The sequence below is a fragment of the Paenibacillus cookii genome, assembly GCF_018333375.1.
GTDB classification, from domain to species: Bacteria; Bacillota; Bacilli; order Paenibacillales; family Paenibacillaceae; genus Paenibacillus_AQ; species Paenibacillus_AQ cookii.
On sequence record NZ_BORW01000096.1, the window covers coordinates 1 to 741 of the forward strand.

General features: G+C 39.4%; 1 protein-coding gene. It reads right to left on the reverse strand.

Translation table 11 applies throughout. The annotated features are described in order from the left end of the window. Positions 1 to 502 precede the first annotated feature (502 nt). Positions 503 to 741, reverse strand: a 239-nt coding sequence (locus KI367_RS26740; RefSeq protein ID WP_212953321.1) for a hypothetical protein, incomplete at its 5' end; no start/stop codon positions are given.

Consider the following 741-nt stretch of genomic DNA (forward strand, 5'->3'; position numbering starts at 1 on the left):
GTGGCGTTCTGCAGCGAAAATTCGCTCTTGATTTTGCTGACCGGTGTGGTAGACTTCACCTAAAAGGTGCTCCTCTCTTTGGGTGATGTTGTCCTGGACAAACACCATTCTACCAAAGATTTGGAGCCCTTTTTATGTTTTTAATGCGCAGTACTTTCGAAATTCAGGTTAAATGATTGATAATCAGTAATAGGCTCATACTCGCGCTCGCGGGTAGGGCCTTTTAATTTGTATATCACTTGGGAAGAAGCATCTAAAATTGTGTTCACGGAAGTTGGCCATAACCGCACAGAAATCATTAGGATTTATGTGGGGAGTGGGAAACGTAGCTTCTCCGATTAAAAGTTAACGGAATAAAATCCTTTAGCAGATCATTGATATTTTTCTTTTGACCTCATTCGACAAAATCACGATTTCGCTCCAAAAGTATCGCACTAAATAAGCGAAGTCGCCCGATAAGAGTTTACGTTGCTATCTAAAGATTCGACAAACAATGCATCCATTAATGTAATTGATGCCAATAGTATTCCAATCTATACCTTAAAAAGTGCATCCACCCTTTTTGGGTCGTCATATATATAAACAAGTAATCCTGAATTTCGAAAGTAACATCATCTGAAAAACAAGAAAAGGGCTCCAATTCTTTGGTAGAATGGTGTTTGTCCAGAACATCACCTACAAAGAAAGGAGCACCTTTTAGATGAAGTCTACCACACCCGTCAGCAAAATCAAGACCGAATT